This is a genomic window from Cupriavidus sp. BIS7 (genome assembly GCF_000292345.1).
Lineage (GTDB): Bacteria > Pseudomonadota > Gammaproteobacteria > Burkholderiales > Burkholderiaceae > Cupriavidus.
Map to the genome: position 1 here is coordinate 1 of NZ_ALOU01000059.1, position 21,882 is coordinate 21,882.

At 63.4% G+C, this 21,882-nt stretch carries 19 protein-coding genes, 1 pseudogene and 1 riboswitch; of the genes and pseudogenes, 12 read left to right on the forward strand and 8 right to left on the reverse strand.

Going from position 1 to position 21,882, the window contains the following annotated elements; translation table 11 throughout:
• From B552_RS0119850 to B552_RS0119860, 3 genes and pseudogenes are all read left to right on the forward strand, one after another.
• Positions 1-454: pseudogene (locus tag B552_RS0119850) on the forward strand (XRE family transcriptional regulator); the annotation flags it as partial.
• A gap of 72 nt (positions 455-526) precedes the next feature.
• Positions 527-687, forward strand: a riboswitch (FMN riboswitch).
• A 163-nt stretch (positions 688-850) separates the two neighbouring features.
• Positions 851-1,498 carry a 3,4-dihydroxy-2-butanone-4-phosphate synthase gene (ribB, locus tag B552_RS0119855; protein ID WP_237718286.1) on the forward strand — a complete coding sequence of 216 codons (648 nt, stop codon included), beginning with the start codon at positions 851-853 and terminating at the stop codon, positions 1,496-1,498.
• A 124-nt stretch (positions 1,499-1,622) separates the two neighbouring features.
• Positions 1,623-2,210, forward strand: a complete 588-nt coding sequence (locus tag B552_RS0119860; protein WP_019450806.1) for a surface-adhesin E family protein — start codon at positions 1,623-1,625, stop codon at positions 2,208-2,210.
• A 94-nt stretch (positions 2,211-2,304) separates the two neighbouring features.
• Here the strand turns inward: B552_RS0119860 and B552_RS0119865 are convergent, their stop codons facing one another.
• Positions 2,305-2,706, reverse strand: coding sequence for an RT0821/Lpp0805 family surface protein (locus B552_RS0119865; RefSeq protein WP_019450807.1), 402 nt, complete (start codon positions 2,704-2,706; stop codon positions 2,305-2,307).
• Between the two features lie 485 nt (positions 2,707-3,191).
• On the opposite strand from B552_RS0119865, the gene B552_RS0119870 reads away from it, so the two are divergent.
• Together B552_RS0119870 and mdoH are read left to right on the forward strand one after the other, a co-directional pair.
• On the forward strand, positions 3,192-4,778 hold the full coding sequence (locus B552_RS0119870; protein WP_026035848.1) for a glucan biosynthesis protein G: 1,587 nt from the start codon (positions 3,192-3,194) through the stop codon (positions 4,776-4,778).
• Complete coding sequence (gene mdoH, locus B552_RS0119875) at positions 4,751-7,357, forward strand: glucans biosynthesis glucosyltransferase MdoH (protein ID WP_026035849.1); 2,607 nt, start codon at positions 4,751-4,753, stop codon at positions 7,355-7,357. Before B552_RS0119870 ends, mdoH begins: the two co-directional genes overlap by 28 nt.
• A 113-nt stretch (positions 7,358-7,470) precedes the next feature.
• On the opposite strand, the gene B552_RS0119880 is transcribed toward mdoH, so the two are convergent.
• The gene (locus B552_RS0119880) at positions 7,471-8,058 is read right to left on the reverse strand and encodes a hypothetical protein (protein ID WP_019450810.1); all 588 of its coding nucleotides are present in this window, start codon (positions 8,056-8,058) and stop codon (positions 7,471-7,473) included.
• A gap of 261 nt (positions 8,059-8,319) precedes the next feature.
• Between B552_RS0119880 and B552_RS0119885 the strand changes: the two genes are divergently transcribed.
• Positions 8,320-9,534, forward strand: a complete 1,215-nt coding sequence (locus B552_RS0119885) for a Bcr/CflA family multidrug efflux MFS transporter (protein WP_019450811.1) — start codon at positions 8,320-8,322, stop codon at positions 9,532-9,534.
• A 30-nt stretch (positions 9,535-9,564) separates the two neighbouring features.
• Here the strand turns inward: B552_RS0119885 and B552_RS0119890 are convergent, their stop codons facing one another.
• Together B552_RS0119890 and B552_RS0119895 are read right to left on the reverse strand one after the other, a co-directional pair.
• A complete protein-coding gene (locus B552_RS0119890; protein WP_019450812.1) occupies positions 9,565-10,431 on the reverse strand; it encodes a mechanosensitive ion channel family protein in 867 nt (288 codons plus the stop codon).
• A gap of 226 nt (positions 10,432-10,657) precedes the next feature.
• Positions 10,658-11,860 carry an ammonium transporter gene (locus tag B552_RS0119895; protein WP_026035850.1) on the reverse strand — a complete coding sequence of 401 codons (1,203 nt, stop codon included), beginning with the start codon at positions 11,858-11,860 and terminating at the stop codon, positions 10,658-10,660.
• A gap of 538 nt (positions 11,861-12,398) precedes the next feature.
• Here B552_RS0119895 and B552_RS0119900 point away from each other — a divergent pair.
• The 3 genes from B552_RS0119900 (at position 12,399) to B552_RS0119910 (ending at position 13,814) form a co-directional block, all read left to right on the forward strand.
• Positions 12,399-12,680 carry an HU family DNA-binding protein gene (locus B552_RS0119900; protein WP_008651272.1) on the forward strand — a complete coding sequence of 94 codons (282 nt, stop codon included), beginning with the start codon at positions 12,399-12,401 and terminating at the stop codon, positions 12,678-12,680.
• 164 nt (positions 12,681-12,844) lie between these two features.
• A complete protein-coding gene (locus B552_RS0119905; RefSeq protein ID WP_019450814.1) occupies positions 12,845-13,330 on the forward strand; it encodes an acyl-CoA thioesterase in 486 nt (161 codons plus the stop codon).
• A 7-nt stretch (positions 13,331-13,337) separates the two neighbouring features.
• Positions 13,338-13,814 carry a CreA family protein gene (locus tag B552_RS0119910; RefSeq protein ID WP_026035851.1) on the forward strand — a complete coding sequence of 159 codons (477 nt, stop codon included), beginning with the start codon at positions 13,338-13,340 and terminating at the stop codon, positions 13,812-13,814.
• A gap of 57 nt (positions 13,815-13,871) precedes the next feature.
• On the opposite strand, the gene B552_RS0119915 is transcribed toward B552_RS0119910, so the two are convergent.
• The 3 genes from B552_RS0119915 to B552_RS0119925 form a co-directional block, all read right to left on the reverse strand.
• Complete coding sequence (locus B552_RS0119915) at positions 13,872-15,656, reverse strand: class I adenylate-forming enzyme family protein (protein ID WP_019450816.1); 1,785 nt, start codon at positions 15,654-15,656, stop codon at positions 13,872-13,874.
• A gap of 24 nt (positions 15,657-15,680) precedes the next feature.
• Positions 15,681-16,445, reverse strand: a complete 765-nt coding sequence (locus B552_RS0119920) for an SDR family oxidoreductase (RefSeq protein WP_019450817.1) — start codon at positions 16,443-16,445, stop codon at positions 15,681-15,683.
• 202 nt (positions 16,446-16,647) lie between these two features.
• A complete protein-coding gene (locus B552_RS0119925) occupies positions 16,648-17,547 on the reverse strand; it encodes an arylamine N-acetyltransferase (RefSeq protein ID WP_019450818.1) in 900 nt (299 codons plus the stop codon).
• Positions 17,548-17,688: 141 nt separating this feature from the next.
• Here B552_RS0119925 and B552_RS0119930 point away from each other — a divergent pair, with 141 nt between their 5' ends.
• Both B552_RS0119930 and B552_RS0119935 read left to right on the forward strand, forming a co-directional pair.
• Positions 17,689-18,186, forward strand: a complete 498-nt coding sequence (locus tag B552_RS0119930) for an Mpo1-like protein (protein ID WP_019450819.1) — start codon at positions 17,689-17,691, stop codon at positions 18,184-18,186.
• A gap of 255 nt (positions 18,187-18,441) precedes the next feature.
• Complete coding sequence (locus tag B552_RS0119935) at positions 18,442-18,906, forward strand: HU family DNA-binding protein (RefSeq protein WP_019450820.1); 465 nt, start codon at positions 18,442-18,444, stop codon at positions 18,904-18,906.
• Positions 18,907-19,118: 212 nt separating this feature from the next.
• On the opposite strand, the gene kdgD is transcribed toward B552_RS0119935, so the two are convergent.
• Positions 19,119-20,033 carry a 5-dehydro-4-deoxyglucarate dehydratase gene (kdgD, locus tag B552_RS0119940; RefSeq protein ID WP_019450821.1) on the reverse strand — a complete coding sequence of 305 codons (915 nt, stop codon included), beginning with the start codon at positions 20,031-20,033 and terminating at the stop codon, positions 19,119-19,121.
• Between the two features lie 411 nt (positions 20,034-20,444).
• On the opposite strand from kdgD, the gene B552_RS0119950 reads away from it, so the two are divergent.
• Positions 20,445-21,830, forward strand: coding sequence for an MFS transporter (locus B552_RS0119950; RefSeq protein WP_019450823.1), 1,386 nt, complete (start codon positions 20,445-20,447; stop codon positions 21,828-21,830).
• The last annotated feature ends 52 nt before the right edge of the window (positions 21,831-21,882 follow it).

Genomic DNA, 21,882 nt, shown 5'->3' on the forward strand with positions numbered 1-21,882 from the left:
GGCAGGGCGCCGGCCCGCCACGCTGGATGAGGACGGGCGGCGCATCAACCTGATGCTCGCGGTGTTCGATCCGAACGGGCTCTGGCCCGTGATCGAGAATGCGCGCCAGGTGGGGCGCTATCTGCTCAGGCGCGTCTGGCAGGAACTCCAGGTGCAGGCGCACGACCAGATCGCGCGCGAAATCCTCCAGCGGATCAGTGCCTGGCATCCGGACATGGTGGGCCCCGGCGGCGTGCTGCTGGTCGAGGACGATCCCGCCGAGGGCACCCCGCCGCCAGTGCTGCCCGTGGCGCTGCGCGCTGGCAGCTTCCGTGCGTCGCTGTTTTCCACGTTGACCACGCTCGGCATTCCGCAGGACGTGACACTGCAGGAACTGCGAATCGAGTGCTTCTATCCGGCCGATGAATCGACCAAGGCCCAGTTCGAAGCGCTTGCCGACACGCCGCGCAAATAGCAGAACGACTAAAAAAAAGCACAGTCGTGCTAAGATCGCCCGGCCGCTGCGAGGTCTCTCGCGGCGGCTTCGTTACGTCTTCAGGGCGGGGTGAAAGTCCCCACCGGCGGTATGTGGCAGGCACCTTGGTGCAATGCCGCGAGCCCGCGAGCGCCTGCATGCTGTTTGCAGGGTCAGCAGACCTGGTGAGAGGCCGGGGCCGACGGTTACAGTCCGGATGAAAGAAGATGGGCGGAATCCGCATGACCCCATGCGCGCGCAGCGTCGTCCGTTGCGTGCCGCCGGGGTGTCTTTGCCATTTCGCTGATCGTTCCCCTGAAACGCCCATCCATGGAAATCCACGCACGGAGCGTTTCAATGCTGATCCTTACCAAATCCACTGCCTTGCCCGATTCGATGTCGGACCTGCCCCCGGCCGACGCCGACTTGCGCCCGCTCGCCGAGCGCATCTCGCAGGCACTCGAAGCGATGCGAGAGGGCCGTCCCGTTGTGCTGCTTGACGATGACGACCGAGAGAACGAGGCCGATCTGATTCTGGCGGCCGAACGGCTGACCACGGCCAATATGGCAATGATGATTCGGGAATGCAGCGGCATCGTCTGCCTCTGCTTGACCGGCGAGAAGGTGCGCCAGCTTGGCCTGAGGCCGATGGTTGAGAACAATCGCAGCCAATATGGCACGGCCTTCACGGTGTCGATTGAAGCACGCGAGGGCGTAACCACTGGCGTCAGCGCGGCCGATCGCATCACGACGATTCGCGCGGCGATTGCCGATGATGCGGGCACCGACGCGGTGGTCAGCCCGGGCCACGTGTTCCCGCTGGTGGCTGTAGATGGAGGCGTGCTGGCGCGCCGGGGGCATACCGAGGGATCGGTCGAGCTTGCCCGCATGGCTGGTTTGTCGCCGGCCGCGGTGCTCTGCGAGCTGATGAATCCCGATGGGACGATGGCCCGCCGGCCTGAGGCACTGGCCTTTGCCGAGATGTACCAGCTGCCGGTTCTGACGATTGCCGATCTGGTTGCGTGGCGCGAGCTTCACGGTTGATCGCACGCAATTTGGGCGCGCGGCATTGCGCTTTGGGGTAATTCAGTACGCCCCTGCGCAATGCAGGCTGTTCATGCTGTGCGAGAATGCGGGGGTTTTTTCCCCGTCCTTACGAGGGTTTCCAATGTTCTCCCGCATTCTTTCGCGCGCGGCCCTGCTTGCCGGCGCCTGCTTCAGCCTTGCCGTTTCGACCGCCCATGCGGAATCGGATGGTGTGGCGCCGTTGACCAATCCCACAGTGCCTGCGGTGCGCCCAGCGGCCGCCAGCGCCCTATATCAATGCCAGGGGCCGAATGGCGGCACCGTGTTCCGCGGCACGCCGCGCGACGGCTGCACGCTGGTGGCCGCGCCCGATCCGGCCGCGCCGGACCCACAGCGCTGGCTGCCATTGATGGGCGCCAACGGCATGATTTCGTACCTGGACCAGACCTCGATCCGCCGCCGCGGCACTGAAGTGGGTGTGGTGCTGGTCCACAATGCACCGCCCGGTGTGATCAAGACCACCAGCGGCGACACGATCCGTTCGTCGTTGAAGCGGATGGTGCTCAACTGCGCGACGTCGATGTACGCCGTGATTGAACAGACCCTCTACAGCAAGCGCTATGCGCGCGGGGATTCGCTCTATACGATTCGCGCGCCGCAGGCCGGGATGCCCCAGACCGCCGCGCCGGGCACGGTGGCGGGCGACCTGGTCGGGCGCTTGTGCCACTGAGCTGCCACTGATCTGCCACTGAACAGCTACCGAGCCGGCTGGGGCAGGGTTTGACCAGCCCCCAACCGGCGTTCAACTGGCACTTAGCCGATCCTCAGTCGGCGACCTGACGCGCCTTCCATTTGCCATCCGCCTGCTTGCAGAACCAGCCGGACCAGGCTTCCGTGGCGCCGCCACGCTGCAGTTCGGACTTCAGCCGGCGGCAGGACTGTCCCTTGTCCGTCTTGGTGGCGATCGGGCTGATGGTGCCATCCACGGCCTGACGGCGGCCTTCGGCCGGGTAGTGCCATTCCACGGACTGGTTGTCTTCCGTTTCGTTGAGCGCCTTGCGCACGGCCTGCTGCAGCGAGGCCGCTTCCTTCTTTGTCAGCGTGCCCACGATGCTGCCGGACAGATAGTTGTCGAAATACGCCAGGGCTGGCTGTGCAGCGCCGAACAGCAGGGCGCTGGCAACGGTGGCGACGAGGGCGAGACGGGAATTGCGCCGATCGGACATGACGGTTCCTTGAGAAGTGACGTTGTTAACGGGCCGATTGTAAGCGCGCAGCCCGAAATTGAGTGCACTGCAATGACGTCTACGACACTTTCTGTGTCGTCCGGCTGCCGTGGGTATTGGTGGAACTGCGGTGGGGCCTGCAGTGGGGCAGGTCGTCCGACAAACCATGGCCTATTCTTGATTTCACACCGCAAACGCTTGCCGGGAGCGGCTTTCAGCCCACAGGGGTGACATTTTGTTGCAAACGTTGCGCCAACGAAACGTGACTTTTAAGGCTCGAATTGTTAAGGTTTCGCATCGCAATGCAACAAAGCCGACAAACCTGTCCCCAAATGCCGATATCAGGCATTGGACCCGGCAGACTGGTCCCGCTGCCGTTGCGCAGCAACGTGGCCTATCTTTTGCTGCATCCACCTGTTGAAGATTCACGCCCCGGCTGCACAATCCGGTCGTCGTCGTTTCTGCTAACCCTGTCATCGGCCTTCATGACCGCCATTATTTCGCCACTCCGCCCTACTCAAATTCCGAACGCCGCGCCTGCGCGACGCTTATCGGCGAGGATGGCGGGGCTCGGGCGATGGATCGGTGGCGGGCTGCTGGCGGTCATGGCGCTTACCGCGCATGCGTTCGATTTCGAAACCGTTGCGGCGCGTGCGCGTCAGCTTGCTGCTTCGCCGTACAAGCCCGCGAAGCAGGATCTGCCGCATGAGCTGAAGGATCTCTCCTACGAACGCTATCGCGAGATCGAAAACAAGCCCGATAGGTTCGCATGGCACGGTCAGCGGCTGCCGTTCGAGATTTCGTTCTTTCACGAAGGCATGGTGTTCGACCAGCCCGTGAGGATCAACGAGGTGGTCGGCAATAGCGTGCGTGAATTCCGCTTCGATCCGTCCGCGTTCAGCTATGGCTCGCACCGGATCGATCCGGCCAAGCTCAAGGGTCTTGGGTTTGCGGGCTTCAAGTTGCTGTACCCGCTGAACCAGAGCAAAAGCAAGGATGAGCTTGCGTCGTTTCTCGGTGCTAGCTACTTCCGCGCGCTGGGCAAGGACCAGTGGTATGGCCTCTCGGCCCGCGGCCTGGCCGTGGATACGGCGCTCAATTCGGGCGAGGAGTTTCCGCGCTTCGTCGAATACTGGATCGAGCGGCCGGTGGCCAATGACAAGCAGCTGACCATCTACGCGCTGATGGACTCGCGCCGCATGAGTGGCGCGTATCGCTTCGTCATCAAGCCCGGCAACGAAACGGTCATGGAAGTGAAGTCGCGCCTCTTCCTGCGCGAGAACGTGACCAAGCTGGGCCTGGCGCCGCTGACCAGCATGTACCTGTTTGGCGAGAACCAGCCTTCGCAGTCGATTGACTACCGTCCCGAAGTGCATGACTCCGATGGACTGTCCGTCCAGCTTGGCACCGGCGAATGGATCTGGCGTCCGCTGGTCAATCCGAAACGGCTGCTGGTGACGTCGTTCGCTGCGACCAACCCGCAAGGCTATGGCCTGATGCAGCGTGACCGCAGCTTCGACAGCTATCAGGAGATCGGCGCGTGGTACGAGCGCCGGCCTAGCGCCTGGGTGGAGCCGAAGGGCAACTGGGGCTCGGGCCGCGTGGAGTTGGTACAGATTCCAACGCCCGACGAGACCAACGACAACATCGTTGCGTACTGGGTGCCCGACAACCCGCCCAAGCCGAAGCAGGCATTCGACTACGAGTACCGGCTCAAATGGCAGAAGGACGGCGAGACCCAGCCGCCGCTGTCATGGGTGACCCAGACGCGTCGCGGGCAGGGCCTTACGCGCAAGCAGGATGACACCAGCTTTTCTCTGGTGGTGGATTTCGAAGGCCCCGCTTTCAAGAAGCTGCCGGAGGAAGCGCGGCTGAACGCAGTGGTTTCGGCGGACGCCAACGGCGAGCTGCTCAAGACGACAGTCCAGCGCAACGAGGCCACGGGTGGCTGGCGCATGACGATGTTCATGCGGCGCAAGGACGAGAACAAGCCGGTTGAGTTGCGCGGCTATCTTCGCAACGGCAATACAACCCTTTCCGAAACATGGAGCTACATCTTACCCCCAGGCTAAAGCAGTTACCGGCCCAGGCGGCGGCAGCATGCGAGCGCTATGTCGATCGTCTGCCGGCTTCGCCCGAATTGCGTAGCGAACTGCTGGCCGATAGCCCGTCACCCGCAGTATCGAGCTTGCCGGTTGACGGCAACGAGATGCCGTCAGCGATGATCGAATTGCAAACGCGGCTGGCCGGGCGCGATGCGAAGGACAAGGACGCGGCCGATCTGAACCAGAGCACCACGCCGGGCGGGGCGACTTACGCTTCCGTCGCCCGTCGTTTCACGATTGCCTATGGCAATCCGCAGGTGGACGGCGAACCGCTGCTGCAACGCTGTGACGACGGCACCGTGCGCGTCGATACCGGCCCCGAGCCGCAGCGCGGGTCCATGGTGCCGCGCCAATGGCCGCCGCACGTGATCTCGGGCTGGATCCGCAATACCTGGCGCCGCATGCTCGGTCGTCCGCCTGTGCCCGAAACCTGGGACACACTGCATGACGGCCCCGATGCCGAAGGCAAGTGGCACCCGGCCGGCTCGCACCGCCGCTGGTTCCTGCTGGCGCTGGTGATCGGCCAGACGTTCCTGGCCACGTATTTCATGGCGAAGGTACTGCCGTACCACGGCGCCGATCCGCTTGAAGTGGCGATCCTCACGCTCTTCGCGGTGCTGTTCTCGTGGGTATCGGCAGGGTTCTGGACCGCGATGATGGGCTTCCTGGTCCTGGCCAAGGGTGGCGATCGCCACCTGATATCGCGCAGCGCCGCGAGTGATGCGCCGATCGATCCCGCCGCGCGCACCGCCGTGATCATGCCGATCTGCAATGAGGATGTGACACGCGTCTTCGCGGGCTTGCGCGCCACCTACGAATCGCTCGAACGAACCGGCGAACTCCAGCATTTCGATTTCATCGTGTTGTCCGATAGCGGCAATCCGGATCTGCGCACCGCCGAGCACGATGCGTGGATGGAGGTTTGCCGGGCCGTGGGCGGCTTCGGGCGAATCTTCTATCGCTGGCGCCGTCATCGCGTAAAGCGCAAGACTGGCAACGTGGCGGATTTCTGCCGCCGCTGGGGCAACAAGTATCGCTACATGATCGTGCTCGACGCAGACAGCGTGATGAGCGGCGATTGCCTGGCGACGCTTACGCGCCTGATGGAAGCGAACCCCGGCGCGGGCATCATCCAGACCGCGCCGCTCGCGGTGGGCCGCGACACACTCTATGCGCGCGTGCAGCAGTTTTCCACGCGGGTGTACGGACCGCTGTTCACAGCAGGCCTGCATTACTGGCAACTCGGCGAATCGCACTACTGGGGCCACAATGCGATCATCCGCATCAAGCCCTTCATGGAGCACTGCGGCCTGGCGCCGCTGCCCGGCAAGGGCCCGCTGTCCGGTGAGATTCTCTCGCACGACTTTGTCGAAGCGGCCATGATGCGCCGCGCCGGCTGGGGCGTGTGGATTGCCTATGACCTGCCGGGTTCGTTCGAGGAACTGCCGCCCAATCTGCTTGACGAGGTCAAGCGCGACCGCCGCTGGTGCCAGGGCAACCTGATGAACTTCCGGCTGTGGATGAAACAGGGCTTCCACATGGTCCACCGCGCGGTGTTCCTGACCGGCATCATGGCGTATGTGTCGGCGCCGCTGTGGTTCCTGTTCCTGGTGCTGTCCACCGCCGCGCTGGCCAAGCATGCGCTGGTGCCGCCCGAGTACTTCACCAAGCCTTACCAGTTGTTCCCGACCTGGCCCGAGTGGCATCCGGAGAAAGCGCTGGCGTTGTTCTCCGCCACGGCAACGTTGCTGTTCCTGCCGAAACTGCTGAGCGTGCTGTTGCTGCTCAAGGACGCGAAGCAGTATGGCGGCGTGGTGCGGCTGTTCATGAGCATGGTGCTGGAGATGACGATGTCTGCGCTGCTGGCGCCGACGCGCATGCTGTTCCATACCAAGTTCGTGATTGCGGCCTATAGCGGCTGGGGCATCTCCTGGAAATCGCCCCCGCGTGAAGATGCCGAGACCACGTGGGGCGAGGCGTTCCGCCGCCACGGCTGGCATACGGCGCTGGGTCTGGTCTGGGGTGCCGGCGTCTACTGGTTGAGCCCGGGTTTCATCTGGTGGCTGCTGCCGATCGTCGGATCGCTGGCACTGTCGATTCCGCTTTCGGTCATGCTTTCGCGCGTGTCACTGGGCCGCGCCGCACGTCGCGCCGGCCTGTTCATGATCCCCGAGGAAACGGTTGTGCCGCGCGAGATCGTGGAGACACAGCAGCACGTGGAAAGCGCGCAGGAGGTGCCGGGGTTTGTCGACGCAGTGGTCGATCCGGTGACCAACGCGCTGATGTGTGCCACGGGCACCGCGCGCAAGATCCAGCCTGAGGCGGCCCGGCTGCAGCACGCGGCACTGGTCCAGCATGCGCTGACCAATGGCCCGAAGTCGCTGACGCCCGCGCAGAAGCATGTGCTGCTGGGCGACCCGTTCGCGCTGTCCAGGCTGCACGAACTGGTATGGGGTTCGCCGCTGGCTGACGCCGCATGGAAGGAGACTCGCGTGCTCCTGCGCCGTGCGCCGAACGTGCTGCCGTTGCGGCCAAGAGCGGCCTGAGCGGAGGCAGCGTTCGATGGGAAACGGCAGGCCGGGCGCCTGCTGTTTTTTTTTGCGCCGCGTTAGCTAGGGAACTGGGGGAATAACGGGGAAAGACCGATGTTTGAAACGCGTCAGCGCAGCGCCGACACGCAGATCGGCGCGTTGATGTAGACGTCGCCGACGCGCCGCTCGCCGCGATCGTTGCGCGTCATGTAGCGGAACATCATGCTGACGCCTAGCTTGGTCAGGATTTCCACGTCTCTGTTTGCGCAGATATTGCGCTGGAGCGGCGCCGCGTAATTGACCTCGAAGCTGGCCAGGTCGAGCATCGGCCCGCGGTAGTTGGTCAACTCCAGTTGAAACAGCACATGCTTGCCGGGAATCGACTGGCAGCGCCGCAGGCGTGTTTCTCCGTCGATCTCGATTGGCAGGGCGTCGTTGAGCTGGCGGCAGGCGCGCGCCAGCACGCTGTCAGGGCGATTGGTATTGCGCAGCAGCTCGGGCACACCGGCCGCGCCGGTGTTTTGCCCCGTGGCGGCGCCCTTGAGCATTCTTGCCAGCGCATCGGCTTCGTCCAGCGCCACGGGCGGGGCAGGCGAAACCGGCGCCGAAGCCGTCGCGGTCGGCCTGCCCGGCGCTGCCCATACAGGCAGCGGTGGCAGGGCTGCGATCGCAACCAGGCTCAGCGAGGCAATTAACGGCTTGTGTCGTATGGTCATGCAGGATAACGGTGCCGGGGACGGTTCCCGTGATCCGTCTCCCGCGATGCGTCTGGCTGCGTGGTCGGTGCAGCATCTGAACCGACAGGCACGCATTGTACCCTTCACCCCGGCGCACGTGAAAGCGGCGCCACCCATTGCTCCGCGTCAGCCGGCGGTCCGTGACAGAAATTCATGGCGCCCATGCGCCTTTGATGCATGAGGTGTTACACCCTTGCGGGCTGTGCAACAATTGCGCCTTGCGTTTTCGGAACCCCCTTCATGACGTCGACCACGAGCGCGCCTTCGGCCGCGCGTTTTCCGCTCTGGCTGCTGATCTGTGCGTCGCTGACAGCCATTGCGCCGCTGTCCATCGATATGTACCTGCCCAGCTTTCCCACGCTGGCTGCCGACTTGCATACCGATATCGCGCAGGTGCAACTGACGCTTGGCACGTTCCTGGTGGGGCTGGCGATCGGACAGGCGTTTTACGGACCGATCAGCGACCGCTTTGGGCGCAAGCCGCCGCTCTATATCGGCCTCACGCTGTACGGGGCGGCTGCGGCCGGGTGTGCCATGGCTTCGAGCGTCGATTCGCTGATGGCCTGGCGCTTCCTGCAGGCGCTTGGCGGGTGTACCGGGCTGGTCGTTTCTCGCGCCGTGATTCGCGACCGGCTCGAAGCGCGTGAATCCGCGCGGGCGTTTTCCTCGCTGATGCTCGTGATGGGGCTGGCGCCAATCCTTGCGCCGATGATCGGTGGCGCCGTGCTGGCTGCGTCCGGATGGCGCGCGATTTTCTGGATCCACTGCGGCGCCGCGGTGCTGCTGCTGTGGCTGGTCCACACGCGCATGGAGGAGTCGCTCGACCCCCAGCGCCGGCGCACGCTGCATCCCGTTGCGGTGATGCGAGGTTACTGGGAACTGGTGCGCGATCGCGAATTTCTTGGCTACTCGCTGGCGGCGGGATGTGTGCAGGGCGGCATGTTCGCCTATATCGCGGGGTCGCCGTTTGTACTGATCGAACTGCATGGCATCGATCCCTCCCACTACGGCTTTGTTTTCGGCGCCAACGCATTTGGCCTGATCGGGATGTCGCAGGTCAATGTCCGACTGGTGCGGGCGCGCCCACTGGACAACGTGCTGCGCGCCGCGCTGCTCGCACCATGCCTGGCTGGCCTGACGCTGGCGGCAACGGCCTTGATCGGCTGGGCTACGCTTCCGGTGCTGCTGGTCTGCTTCTTTGTCTTCCTGGCTGGGCTGGGCTGTATCTCGCCCAATGCTTCGGCCCTGGCGCTATCTCACCAGAGCCATCGGGCGGGTACGGCATCGGCGCTGATGGGCGCACTGCAATTTGGCTTCGGCACGCTGGCGGGTGCCGCCGTCAGTATCTGGCACGATGGCACCGCGCTGCCGCTGGCCGTGGTGATGGCGATCTGCGGCAGCGGCGCGGTGCTGTTGCGTCTCTATGGGCGGGCCGGCGCGCGCCAGCGCGGCTGACTTCGCCCCTGACTTAGATCGATAGCCACATCAGGCGGCCTGGTTCGCCGAAGCGGCCGGCGCCACCGATACGGCTGGCGCGTTCTGCATCACCACAAGCTGGGCCGGCATCGGCGCGGCAAATCCGGCCTGCCCAAAGCTGTCGCGAATCATGCGGTTCGTGTCGAAGTAGACCTGCCAGTAGTCGTCGGTGTGGCAATAAGGGCGGACCGCCAGGACAGGGCCGACCAGCGTGAATTCCAGGATCTCGACGTCGACCGGCGGCTCGGCCAGTACGTTTGGAATCGTGGCGATCTTTTCCTTGAGCAGTGCCATGGCGGCAGCGACATCGGTCGAGCCGGCAAGCTGCGCCTTCAGCTCAACCCGCCGGAACGCGTTGGCCGAGTAGTTCTGGATCGTATCGCTGAAGATCTTGTTGTTGCCGACGACGGTCATGACGTTGTCAGGCGTGTCGAGCGCGGTGGAGAACAGGCCGATCTCGCGCACGGTTCCGGTCACGCCGCCGATGGTCACAAAATCCCCCACCTTGAACGGCCGCAATACCACGAGGAATGCCCCCGCCGCGAAGTTCGCCATCAGGCCCGACCACGCCATGCCAATGGCGACACCAGCCGCGGCGATCAGCGCCGCGAACGTGGTGGTCTGGATGCCGAAGTAGCCAAGGATGCCGATCACCAGCACGACATTCAGCGTGACGGTCACGATCGACCCGACATAGCGCAGCAGCGTGGGGTCCACCTTCTGCTTGCTCAGCGAGCCCTGCACCATGCGCACAACGAAATGGATCAGCCATCGGCCGACCACCCAGAACGCCAGGGCGGCCAGAATCTTGACGCCGAAGACGGTGGCATAGCCATAAATGAGGTCGCGGATGCTTTGCAGCGACGTGGTATCCATGGGGCGTGCTCCTGTTTTTAACGGGCAGGTGAAAATCAGGGAGAGCAGAATCGACGAAGGCTCGGCGTCGACGGTGCCAAAACTGCAAGACACGCCTGTGTCGGCGCTATGGAGGCAAGGGCATTATTGGCCTCCTAGCGGGGAAAGTTCAAGTCAAACTTTGTGAACACAAAGTAAAGCGGCCGGAACATCCCGGCCGCTTCATGGTTTGCTGAATCCGTGCAAATTACCAGTTGGTTTCGCGCTCCGGCGTGGCGGAAATGCGGTGCAGCGTCAGGTCCGCGCCGTTGTACTCTTCCTCCGCGTCCAGGCGGATGCCGACGAGTTTCTTCAGCGTGCCGTAGACCACGGTGCCGCCCAACAGGGCGATCACGATACCCATTGCCGTGCCGATTAGCTGGGCCACGATCGACACGCCGCCGATGCCGCCAAGCGCGTGCGATCCAAAGATGCCGGCGGCGATGCCGCCCCACGCGCCGCACAGGCCATGCAGCGGCCAGACGCCAAGCACGTCATCGATGTGCCATTTATTCTGTGCCAGCGTAAACAGGTGAACGAACAGCACGCCTGCCACAGCGCCAGTAATCAGTGCGCCGAGCGGATGCATCAGGTCGGAGCCGGCGCAAACGGCAACCAGGCCGGCCAGCGGGCCGTTGTAGGCAAAGCCCGGGTCATTGCGGCCCGCCCACCAGGCCGCCAGCGTGCCGCCTGCCATCGCCATCAGGGAATTGATCGCCACCAGGCCGCTGATCTTGTCGACGGTCTGCGCGCTCATGACATTGAAGCCGAACCAGCCCACGGCCAGCACCCAGGCGCCCAGGGCCAGGAACGGGATGTTCGAGGGCGGATGCGCGCTGATGCGGCCATCCTTCTGGTAGCGCCCGCGACGCGCGCCCAGCAGCAGCACCGCAGGCAGGGCAATCCAGCCGCCCACCGCATGCACCACGACGGAGCCCGCGAAATCATGAAATGGCGCACCGGCCACCGAGGCAATCCAGTCCTGAATGCCGAAGCGATTATTCCAGGCGATACCTTCGAAGAACGGGTAGACAAAACCAACCAGCACGAACGTGGCGCCGAGTTGCGGATTGAAGCGCGAGCGCTCGGCAATCCCGCCCGAGATAATCGCCGGAATGGCTGCGGCAAACGTGGCCAGAAAAAAGAACTTCACCAGTTCGTAGCCGCTTTTCTGGGCCAGCACGTCGGCGCCGGACATAAACTGCACGCCGTACGCAACCGTATAACCGACAAAAAAGTACGCGATGGTCGAGACCGCGAAATCGACCAGAATCTTCACCAGTGCATTGACCTGATTCTTCTTGCGCACGGTGCCGAGTTCCAGGAACGCGAATCCCGCGTGCATGGCTAGCACCATGATTGCGCCTAGCAGGATGAACATCGCATCCGTGCCGGTTTTCCACTTGTCCATCATTACCCCATGCTCAAAATGGGAGCATCAGTAAGCAAGAGCCGTTCCAGAAACGGGCATGCACCAGGAAATCCGCGCAATCTCAGTGCGCGGCGCACTTTGATGGCGTTTGTCGGCAGGCCCGCCGCAGCAATGCCGTGCGCCGAAATGGGGTTTGCGTGCGCCATGTCGAGGCATGCCCGGGGTGGCTATGGTCCAAATCGGTGCGTTGCACCGGGATTGGGCACACGGGGCTGCATGATGGCAGTGCGGCAGCGTCAGTGACTGATATTGATGTGATGAGTCGGGTAGATTTTGCGGTGTCAGCTCATGTGCATCGTCCGATACGTAAAGACCGCGTAAAAGTGACGTGTCGATTCGCCAAAAAGAGGGGGAAAACACCCGCTAAGTCTTGTCAGAGAACGATTTCCGGGGTTTTTCGTTGCATCGGTGCCACTGGGGATTGCCCAAGGCGCAAAGGGCAGATTAGACTGCGCCGATCGGACTTTCTGCCAGATGGAAAAAGTCCGGTGACGACGACCAACAAGGGAAATCAGCCATGAATAAAGGTGAACTGGTATCGGCCATCGCCGCGGAAGCAGAACTCAGCAATGCCGCCGCCGAGCGCGCGCTGAACGCTGCGCTGGACAGTATCAAGAAGGCAGTAGCCAAGGGCGACTCGGTCACTCTGGTGGGTTTTGGCAGCTTCAGCTCGGGCAAGCGTGCAGCCCGTACCGGTCGCAATCCGCGTACCGGCGAAACGATCAAGATTCCGGCCGCCAAGACGGTGAAGTTCTCCGCTGGCCAGGGTTTCAAGGACGCCGTGAACAAGAAGAAGTAAGCACATCGCGTCTGTAGTCTGTAGTGCAAAAGGAGCGGCCTGCTGGGCCGCTTTTCTTTTGTCCGGACGGACATTTCACGCTGCTGGACCAGAACGGGCCCCCACAGCCACGCGTGGCGAGTTACACTGCCCGCGCCTGACGCCCCCAATCTGGATTTTCTGCGATGAATGATCTGTCCCACCAGCTTTCCATGACCGTGCTGATGACGCCGGACATGGCCAATTTCTCTGGCAATGTTCACGGCGGCACGATCCTCAAGTATCTGGACATGGTGGCCTACGCATGTGCCAGCCGCTACGCAGGCCGCTATGTGGTCACGCTGTCGGTCGATCAGGTGGTGTTCCGCCAGCCGATCCACGTGGGCGAACTCGTCACGTTCCTGGCGGCGGTTAACTTCACGGGCCGCAGTTCGATGGAAATTGGCATCAAGGTGGTGACCGAGAACATTCGCAGCAAGGTCGTGCGCCATACCAATAGCTGCTATTTCACGATGGTCGCGGTCGATGACAACGGTCAGCCGGCCGAGGTGCCGCCGCTGCAGCCGCGCGACGAGGTAGAGCGCCAGCGTTTCGAGGCGGCCAAGCAGCGCCGGGCGCTGCGCCAGGAAATGGAACGCCGCCACGACGAAATCAAGGGCACCACGCCCTGATCCAACTATGAGAAGACTTCGAATTGGTTTGGCCACCGGCCTGGCTGCCAGCCTGCTGGCGGGCGTGGCCGTTGCGGAAGAAATCGGCAGCGTTTCCACCAATTTCCGCATGACCGGGTCTGACAAGGTCGTGATCGAGGCCTATGACGACCCGCAGGTGGACGGCGTCACCTGCTACGTCTCGCGCGCACGGACTGGCGGCATCAAGGGCACGCTCGGCATGGCCGAAGACCCACCCGAGGCTTCGATCGCCTGCCGCCAGGTGGGCCCGATCGCGTTCAAGGGGCCGGTCAAGTCGCAGGAGGACGTGTTCTCGGAGCGCATGTCGATACTGTTCAAGACGCTGCATGTGGTGCGCGCGGTGGACCGCAAGCGTAATACGCTGGTGTATCTGACGTACTCGGACCGCATTGTATCTGGCAGCCCGCAGAACGCTGTGACCGCCGTGCCGGTGCCGGCAACAACGCCGATTCCTGTGAAGTGACAGCGATGGTTTCGCCCCTCTCCCGCGTGCGGGAGAGGGGCGCACCGCCACACGGGTTCAAGCCTCGAATAGCTTCCTCAGGTTCGACTTCAGGATCTTCCCGTTCGGATTTCTCGGCAGCATCTCTTCCCGTACGATGACTCGCACGGGCACCTTGAACGCCGCAATCCGCTCGCGAACGAACGCCTGCAACTCGGCTTCCGTGGCCCGCATGCCGGGCTTCAGGCTCACCACCGCGCCGGGTTCCTCGCCCAGTGTGCGGTGAGGGATGCCAACCACTGCGGCGTCCATGATTGCCGGGTGATCGTAGAGCGCGCTTTCCACCTCGATGCAGTAGATGTTCTCGCCGCCGCGGATCAGCATGTCCTTCATGCGGTCGACGATATACAGGAAGCCATCCTCGTCCAGCCGTGCCATGTCACCGGTATGGAGCCAGCCGTCGACAAAGGTCTTGGCGGTGGCTTCCGGCTTGTTCCAGTAGCTGTGCAGCACGTTGGCGCCGCGCACCATCAGTTCGCCGATCTCCCCGGGCGGCAGCGCCCGGCCAAATCCGTCGTCGATCTTCATTTCGCCGATCGGCAGGGCGGGGCCGGCGCTGTCCGGCCGGTGGATGTATTCCTCCGCGCTGTGGCTTGTGAAGGTTGCCGAGGTCTCCGTCATGCCCCAGCCAATACCGGGGGCAGCGTGCGGAAATACTTCCTTGATCCGGCGCACCAGTTCGGGTGAGGCCGGCGCGCCGCCGTAGTTCATGCTTTCGAGCGAAGACAGATCGAATTCGTCGCGCTGCGGGTGTTCGATGATCTGCCACGCGATGGTCGGCACGCCGCCCGCCGCGGTGCAGCGCTCGCGCTGAATCAGCTCCATTGCACGCAACGTATCCCAGCGGTGCATCAGCACGATCTTGCTGCCCGCGGCCAGCGTGCCGTTCAGCACGGACATGCAGCCGGTGACGTGAAAGAACGGCACGGCCAGCAAACCGCCTTTCTGCGGCGCGTTGGGGTCGGGCTCCGGAACTGGCTCACCACGGCGCAGCAGGTTACGCAGCGGGCTGAACTGCGCGCATACGGCCACGGAACAGGCATTGCGATGCGTGCCCACGGCGCCTTTCGGCTTGCCGGTGGTGCCCGACGTATAGAAGATCGTCGCGTCGTCATCGGGGTCCATCGGCACGGCGGGCAGCGATTGCGACGGCAGCGCCGGCCAGGCGTCCGATCTGCCGATCACCGCCGCCAGCGGCACGATGCGCGGGTCATCGAACGTTGCGTCGGCGGGCGCGCGCGAAACGTAGATGCGTTCGAGCGCCGGGCAGGCCGGCAGGCGTTCAAGGATGCGGTCGAGCCGCTCGTGATCGACGATCGCGATGCGGCTGCCCGAATCGGCCAGGCCGTACTCGAGTTCCGGCCCGGTCCACCAGGCGTTGAGCGGCGTAACGATGGCGCCGGCGAGGATGGCAGCGTAGAACGCCACCGGCCACTCGGGCAGATTGCGCATGGCCACGGCTACGCGATCACCCTTGCGCACGCCGTCGCGCACAAGCTGGTGGGCCAGCGCCGTGGCCGCGAGCGCAAACGCGCGATAGCTGACCCGTTCGTCCTCGTAGACCACGAAGGTCTTTTCCCCCCACGCCGCCGCGATCAGAAACAGATCGCGCAGCGTTGGCGGCGCGTTCTTCCAGACCGTGGTGGGGATGCCCCGGATCACGCGCGTTTCGGTTTCGAACGGCGCGCCCGGCGCGGTCAGCCGCGCGTGCGCTTCTGCCAGGGACATGACCGGCCATTGTCCGGCGCCGGCCTGCGATTGTTGCTGCGGTTGCTGCTTCGGTTGCTGCGGTTGTTGCGACATGCGTGGCCTCCCGCAAGACAATGTTCAGATGGTGACGCCCCCGTCAACGACCAGCGCCTGCCCGGTCATGAACGTGCTGGCCGCCGAGGCAAGGTAGCACGCGGCACCGGCGATCTCCACGGGTTCGCCGATACGACGCAGCGGCGCGTTTTCGGTGGACTGCTTGTAGCGCACCGGATCTTCCCAGAGCGCGCGCGCGAAATCGGTCTTGATCAGGCCGGGCGCGATGCAGTTGACGCGCACGTTGTGCGGCCCGAACTCCACGGCCAGGTTGCGTGCGAGCTGGAAGTCGGCGGCCTTGGACACGTTGTAGACGCCAATGGTGGGCGAACCGCGCAGGCCGCCGATCGACGAGACGATGATGATCGAGCCGTCGCGGCGCTCGATCATCTGCGGCGCCACCATCTGGATCAGCCAGTGGTTCGAGATCACGTTGTTGTCGAGCACCTTGCGGAACTGCTCGTCCGTGACGCCGCTCATCGGGCCATAGTAGGGGTTCGATGCCGCGTTGCAGACCAGCACGTCAACCTTGCCGAATACACGGTTGGTTTCGTCGACCAGGTTCTGCAACGCTTCCTTTGACGAGATATTGGCGGGGACGGCCAGCGCGGTGCCGGCGCCATGCTTCGCGTTGATTTCATCGGCCACCTCCTGGCACGCCTCCAGCTTGCGCGACGAGATGACGACCTTGGCGCCCTGCACCGCCAGTTGCTCGGCGATGGCCCGGCCGATGCCGCGTGAAGATCCGGTGATGATGGCAACCTTGCCCGACAGATCGAACAATGACATGGCGTCTCCTTGTGGTTGACGACGGTCATGGCCGTCGCCTGATTGGGTGATTGGCCGGGACATTATGGGCAGGCCCCCGGCCTCAGTCCACAGCGAAAGCGGGGCGCACACGCCTCTATCAGCAAACTTTCTGCGGGCAATTCACGCGATGCATGGCACGTACCGCAGCGCGGAATAGGCAGGTGGGTGGCCCAGGGTGGCCCTACCCGATCACCGCGGGCAGCCGTTCGGCAAGCGCGGCGCGCAGGTCGGCATCGAGCCGGATTCGGAAGCGGGCGGAAAGCGTGTCGATCACGGTTTCGGCGGATGCCAGTTCGCTCGTGCGCACGCTGCCGTCCGGCGCGCGTTCGGTCAGGCTGGCGTTGCCGAGCGACAGGCGGGTATCGCCGTCGGTACGTGCAACCATCAGCAAACGCGTGAAGTGGCTGTCCGGATGCGTGGAGACGTACCAGTTGCGCGCCACGAAATCGATCTGCGGCTGCGGAGTCAGGTCGAAACGGTACATGACGCGCCAGCCGGACTCGTCCACGGTGGCGTCGCGTACCGCCAGATCGTGGCAGTGGAAGCCGGTGCCGGCCGCGGCCGGTGGCACCGGCAGAAGGCGGTAGGGGGTTCCCTCGTCCGGTGGCAGCGTTAGTGGCAGGGATAGTGGCAGGGACAGCGACAGCGCGCGATCGGGGGTCGGGCCGCCGAAGCCGACGTCGGCAATATAGCTTTCGTGCGCCACTTCCACGCGCAGCAGCATGTGCGAAAGGCCGGTTGGGATGGTCTCCGGCACGTTCCAGCGCACGCGCGCGGCCAGCGGTGTCACGGCATAGCCGAGCGCCTTGAGCCCGGCGCAGAACAGCGTGTTCAGCTCGAAGCAGTAGCCGCCACGCCCCTGGTGCACGAGCTTGTCGAATACTGCGGGCACATCGATCGCCACGCGACGGCCCAGCAGCGCGTCAAGGTTTTCGAACGGGATATGGCTGAGATGTCCCGTAATCAGCGCGTTCAGCAGCGGCAGCGTGGGGGATTCCGGAACCTTGTTGAATCCGATGCGGCGCAGCCATGCCGATAGCTGTTCGGCACTCAGGGCGGGAATTTCGTCGGCGGCAAGCATGTTGGGGGCTGTCGAGAGTAGTGGGGCGGCTCGAATGGAAGGCGGGGGCGCTTTCGCATTGCCGGGGCCATGATTACTATAAAGCCGCAACGCCGGCGACGTGCACGTCGCGCAAAAACTCAAAAAACCCGGAGACGCCCCGTGAAAACCCTGATCGATCATCTGTCGAACTACGCCGCCTATCACCGTGATTCGCGCAATGTCGCCACGCATTTCGTCGGCATCCCGATGATCGTGCTGGCCGTGACGGCGCTGCTGGGCCGGCCCGCCATGCCGCTCGGCGACGGCTCGCTATACATGACGCCCGCGATGGTGCTGTACGTGCTGTCGTGCCTGTTTTACCTGCGCCTGTCGTTCGGATTCGGCGTGACGATGGCCATGATTCTGGCGGTTTTCGTGTGGGCCGGCGCATGGTTCGCCGCGCTGCCAACGGTTGCGTGGCTGGCTTCCGGCATCGGCCTCTTCGTTGCGGGATGGATCATCCAGTTTGTCGGCCACTACTTCGAGGGGCGAAAGCCGGCCTTCGTCGATGACCTCGTCGGCCTGATCGTAGGCCCGCTTTTCCTCGTTGCGGAGGCTGCTTTCGCGATCGGACTGGCACGTCAGACGCACGACGCGATGCTCGCGCACGAGCAGTGAAGATCGAAATCTGACGAACTTCGCAACGCTTCGGAAGTGCGAAAGTGGGGGGACGTAGCGCTTCGCAGCGAGTTTGCTGACGCAAACCAGCTACAAAACACGGGGTTTTCACTTGGTTTGACCTGCAGCACGTACGAAAACCCCTTTACTTTCGGCTGTTTCCGCTATGATTCAGTGCGTACCGGCAAGCACGGTCAGCAACGTGCCAAACGTTGCGATCCGCCGGGACACTATCTTCAACTCTCGAATATCGATATGGCGACCAAAGCGAAACCGACCGCGAAGACTGCAACCAAGCCCGCTGCCAAGAAGGCCGTGGCAACCAAGGCACCCGTGAAGGCTGCTGCCAAGAAGGCCGCTCCGGCCAAGAAGGCTGCAACTGCCGCTGCTGCTGCACCGACTCCGAAGCCGCTGAAGGACACCTTCAACAAGTCGAGCCTGGTCGCTCACCTGGTAGCTCAGACCCAGCTGGAAGCCAAGGCCGTGAAGACGGTGCTGGCCCACCTCGAAAACACCATCGTCAGCGCACTGAACAAGAAGGGCGCAGGCGAATTCACGCTGCCGGGCCTGCTGAAGGTGACCGCGCAGCAAGTGCCGGCCAAGAAGAAGCGCTTCGGCAAGGACCCGTTCACTGGCGAAGAGCGTTGGTTCCCGGCCAAGCCGGCCAGCGTCAAGGTCAAGGTGCGCCCGCTGAAGAAGCTGAAGGACGCTGCGGCCTGATTGCCCACACCTTTGGTAGTCGTCAGCCCGGTGCCGACCAGTCGGCGCCGGGTGGCTTGAAACCCCGTACCCGCAAGGGCACGGGGTTTTTTGTTTGTTGCGCGATGCGCATCGAAGTTTCCGAGTTGCGCCGGGGGCGCGGCCGGAAAGCCCAAAAAAAAGAGCCGACAAATCGGCTCTGTTCAAACTCTCAACGCGACGACTTCAGAAACTTATTGCGGTCCCAGCTTGCGGATCAGTGCGTCCAGCTTGGCCATTTCTTCTTCGGTCAGGTCGGTCAGCGGGGCGCGTACCGGGCCGGCATCGTGGCCCACCAGCTTGGCGCCAGCCTTGACGATCGATACCGCGTAGCCTTGCTTGCGGTTGCGGATGTCCAGGTACGGCAGGAAGAATTCGTCAATCAGGCGGCCGACGGTAGCGTGGTCGTCAGCGGCGATCGCACGGTAAAACTCCATCGCGGTCTTCGGGATGAAGTTGAACACTGCCGACGAGTACACGGGCACGCCCAGCGCCTTGTAGGCGGCGGCATAGACTTCGGCGGTAGGCAGGCCGCCCAGGTAGGCCAGGCGATCGCCGAGCTTGCGGCGCACGCGCACCATTGCCTCGATTTCGCCAACGCCGTCCTTGAAGCCGATCAGGTTCGGGCAGCGATCCACCACCTTTTCCAGCAGATCGGCGCCGATGCGCGAGTTGGCGCGGTTGTAGACGATCACACCAATCTTCAGGGCCTTGCAGACTTCTTCGATATGGTTGGCGATGCCTTCTTCGCTGGCTTCGGTCAGGTAGTGCGGCATCAGCAGCACGCCGTGGGCGCCCAGGCGCTCGGCTTCCTTCGCATATTCGATGGCCACGCGCGTTGGGCCGCCGGCGCCGGCCAGGATGGGTACCTTGCCCTTGCAGGTTTCCACCGCGGTGCGGATCACGTTCGAATAGTCCTGCTGGGTCAGCGAGAAGAACTCACCCGTACCGCCGGCGGCGAACAGCGCCGATGCACCGTACGGCGCCAGCCATTCCAGGCGCTCGATATAGGTATCAGCGCGGAAGTTACCCTGCGCGTCGAAGTCGGTGATGGGGAACGAGAGCAGGCCTTCCGAAATAATCTGCTTGAGCTCTTGCGGTGTAGTCATGTCGATCTTCCTGATCGCCACATGGCAAATGGCGGTTGGTGGCGGTTGGTGTGGAACAAGGCTGGTTCTTACCTCGCTCCATCGTTGTTGATGGTCTCGAGATAAGTCATCGTACAACTATCATCGTACCTGCGCAAGCAGATCCTGTACGTTTGAGGGAAAATCCCGCCATCGCCGATGCGCTCAAGGGGTGGCGCCTGATGCCATCACTTACCTCAAAAGTCGCATGGGTATTGAGAAGACACGGCCTAGACAATGGCCGCCTGGGCAGCAAATTGCATCAAATCAGGGTAAACGCGCACTGTCATGGGCGGAGTCTCGTTCTTATAATCCAAGTCGTATGACGACATATCTCAAGCCGGTTCGGACGCACTCCCGCATCCAGGTTCCAGGGCTGTGAGGAGACTACCGATGAACGCAACCCCCACCTCTAGCGCCGCCGCTGCCAGCAGCGCACGGCGCACCAATGTCCGTTACTGGATTCTTGCGCTGATCTTTATCGTGACCACGGTCAACTACGCCGACCGTGCCACGCTGTCGATCACTGGCCCGGCCATGCGCGACGAGTTCGGCTTCTCGGCCGTGCAGATGGGCTATATCTTCTCGGCTTTCAGCTGGTCCTACGTGATGGCGCAGATTCCGGGCGGCTGGCTGCTCGATCGTTTCGGCGCGCGCCGCATCTACGCCGTGAGTATCTTCCTGTGGTCGTTCTTCACGCTGCTGCAGGGATGGGTGGGCATCTTCGCGTCGATGGGCGCGACGATGACGGTGCTGTTCATGCTGCGTTTCGCCGTGGGCCTGGCTGAATCGCCGGCGTTTCCGGCCAACGCGAAGGTGGTCGCCAGCTGGTTCCCGACTGCCGAGCGTGGCACGGCATCGGCCATCTTCAACGCCGCGCAGTACTTCGCCGCGGTGGTGTTCACGCCGCTGATGGCCTGGATCGTTCATACGATGGGCTGGCACCACGTGTACCTGTGGATGGGCATCATGGGCATGCTGCTGGCGATGCTGTGGCTCAAGGTCATGCGCAGCCCGGCCACCCATTCGGGTGTGAACCGCGCCGAGCTCGAGCACATCGAACAGGGCGGCGGCCTGATCCACATGAACGAAGGCGCGGACAAGGAGCAGAAGGGGGCGCAGAACGGGGCGCGGAAGGCCGCCAATCCCGCAGGCTGGTTCTACGCGAAGCAGCTCCTGTCCAACCGCATGCTGGCCGGCGTGTATCTTGGCCAGTACTGCATCAACGTGCTGACGTATTTCTTCCTCACGTGGTTCCCGGTGTACCTGGTCCAGGCGCGCGGCATGTCGATCCTGAAGGCCGGTTTCGTCGCCTCGCTGCCGGCAATCTGCGGCTTCCTTGGCGGCGTGCTGGGCGGTGTGATTTCCGATTTCCTGCTGCGCCGCGGCTATTCGCTGACCGTGGCCCGCAAGGTGCCGATCGTGGCCGGCATGCTTCTGTCGGTCTCGATGGTGGCCTGCAACTACGTCGATGCCGAATGGCTGGTGGTGGGCATCATGGCGCTGGCGTTCTTCGGCAAGGGCATTGGCGCGCTGGGCTGGGCCGTGGTGGCCGATACCGCGCCCAAGGAAGTGATCGGCCTGGCAGGCAGCATTTTCAACACGTTCGGCAATATCGCCGGCATCGTGACGCCGATCGTGATCGGCTATATCCTGAGCGCGACGGGTTCGTTCAACGGCGCGCTGGTATTCGTCGGCATCAACGCCCTGGTGACCGTGCTGAGCTACCTGGTGATCGTCAAGGACATTCGCCGCGTCGAGCTGAAGCACCCGCAATAAGGAAGGAATCCCCAACATGTCCGACTTGTCGGTCCAAAGCGCGCAGGCCCAA